Genomic DNA, 2218 nt, shown 5'->3' on the forward strand with positions numbered 1-2218 from the left:
TCGGCGACGACCTGCGGGCCGAGCGTCGCGTCGCCGAGGTGGCGGTGGATGTACGACTGCACCTGGGTGAGTAGCGCCCGGCGGCGGACCTCGGTGGGCACGGCGTCCTCGGCGACGAGGTGCCGGCCGAGCATGGTGGTGGCCAGGTCGAGGCCCACCGCGCCGAGCCGGCTGGCGTCGGCGGCATGGTACTGCTCGGGGTGCCCGGTCACCTGGAGCAGGAACTGCGCCAGCAGCGCCCCGATCCCCTCGCTGCCGGACATCCGGCCGCCGTAGAGCGCGGCCATCCGCTTCGGCGGTAGGGGTAGGGCGGCATGTGGGATCAGCGTGATGATCGAGGTGGCCTGGTCCCGCTCCGGCTCGGTGGCGTGGTGGCGCACGTCGTGCGGCCGGGACCCGTCGTAGAAGGTGAACTCGCCGGCCAGGATCTCGCTGCGGCGACCGTCCTGGCTGGACGCGCCGATGCCGCCGGTGGTGAGGGCGAGGATGTACAGCTCCGGGTCGGACTGGCGGACCAGCTTCCGGGTCCGGGTGGCGTCCAGGGACGGGTATTCGTACTGCACCAGCTGGATCGGGCCGAGCGCGATGAAGTCGGCGCGGGCGGCGAAGTCGTCGCTGTGCGCGGACTGGATGCGCAGCGGCGCCGAGGTGCGCGCGACGAGGTCCAGCCACATGCCGAACCGTTCCCCCGGTGGCAGGACGGTGGTGTCGATGGTGTCTTTCGGCAGCATCAGGGCTCCCTCAGCCCGCTCGACGCTGGATCAGCGCCTCGACGCCGTCGAGGATCCGGTCCAGGCCGAAGGCGAACTCGTCGTCGGGGTCGTCGTCCTGGTTGAGTACGCCGGCGGCGAGCACCCGGTGCAGCGCGGGGAAGCGGGCCGGGTCGATGAGCCGGGCCACCAGCCGGCTGTACGCCGGCATCATCTCGCTGGGTTCGACGCCGGCCGCCCGGCTGCCCTCGGCGACCTGCGACGTGAGGGTGGCCTCGTGGCGGACGTATCCGGTGATCAGCAGGAGCACCGACATCTTCTCGCCCTCGGCGAGGGTGGTGCCGTCGAGGCAGCGCAGCCCGTCCTCCATCCAGCCGAGCTGCTGCGGGGTGATCGGCGGGCCGCTGATCGGCACGTGCAGCAGCCAGGACCGTTGCCGCAGCACCTCGTGCTCGGCCCAGGCCCACCGGCTGAGGCCGGCGCGCCAGTCGACCTCGGGCGGGGGTGGCCCGGGGGATGGGCCGTACCCGGTGTCCACCATGAGCAGCAGCAGCTCGTCCTTGGAGCCGACGTAGCGGTAGAGCGCCATGGTCGCGGCACCCAACTCCTTGGCCACCCGACTCATCGAGACGGCCGCCAGACCGTCGGCGTCGGCCACGCGTACGGCGGCGTCCACGATGGTGGGCACGCTCATTCCCGGCCGGGGCCCCTTGGGCGCTCGTTCCCGCAGCCCCCACGCGCCCTCGATGGCCGGCGGGAGTACGGGCCCGCTGTCGTCTGTCTGTGCCGCCACATTTCCTCCTTGCCTCGCCATTCTAGTTCTGCGTATGGTCTACGCATAACAGCGTACGTCATACGCAGAGGAGAAAACTGATCATGACGACGACCACCACACCGGCACCGCGGGCCGGCCGACGGGAGTGGATCGGGCTCACCGTGCTGATGCTCCCGCTGCTCCTGGTCTCGATGGACGTGTCGGTGCTCTACTTCGCCGTCCCGTTCATCAGCGCGGAGCTGCGCCCCACCGCCACCGAACAGCTCTGGATCTTCGACATCTACGGTTTCGTGCTGGCCGGGCTGCTCATCACCATGGGCGCTCTGGGTGACCGGATCGGCCGGCGCCGGCTCCTGCTGATCGGCGCCACCGCGTTCGGGGCGGCGTCGCTGCTGGCCGCGTACGCCGACAGCACCGCGACGCTGATCGCCGCCCGCGCCGTGCTCGGCGTCGGTGGGGCCACCCTGATGCCCTCGACGCTCGCCCTGGTGCGCAACATGTTCCACGACGCCAAGCAGCGCGGCACCGCCATCGCCATCTGGACCGCCACCCTCACCGGCGGCATCGCGATCGGCCCGGTGCTCAGCGGCATCCTGCTGGAGCACTTCTGGTGGGGCTCGATCTTCCTGATCAACATCCCGGCGATGCTGATGCTGTTGCTGCTCGCCCCGCTCCTGGTGCCCGAGTTCCGCAACCCGGCGACCGGGCGGTTCGACCTGATCAGCGCGCCGCT

Annotated in this window: 3 protein-coding genes; 1 reads left to right on the forward strand and 2 read right to left on the reverse strand. The window is 71.1% G+C overall.

Annotated elements, in window-relative coordinates; all coding sequences use genetic code 11:
• Both PSH25_RS19760 and PSH25_RS19765 read right to left on the reverse strand, forming a co-directional pair.
• Nucleotides 1-731 (reverse strand): cupin domain-containing protein (locus PSH25_RS19760; RefSeq protein WP_238660487.1); only part of this gene is annotated, 731 nt, incomplete at its 3' end.
• A 10-nt stretch (nt 732-741) separates the two neighbouring features.
• Entirely contained in the window at nt 742-1503 is a 762-nt protein-coding gene (locus PSH25_RS19765) for a TetR/AcrR family transcriptional regulator (protein ID WP_238660488.1), read from the reverse strand.
• 83 nt (nt 1504-1586) lie between these two features.
• Here PSH25_RS19765 and PSH25_RS19770 point away from each other — a divergent pair.
• Nucleotides 1587-2218: MFS transporter (locus PSH25_RS19770; RefSeq protein WP_238660490.1), on the forward strand; the 632-nt coding region annotated here is incomplete at its 3' end.

The sequence above is a fragment of the Micromonospora foliorum genome (genome assembly GCF_022229015.1).
Lineage (GTDB): Bacteria > Actinomycetota > Actinomycetes > Mycobacteriales > Micromonosporaceae > Micromonospora > Micromonospora foliorum.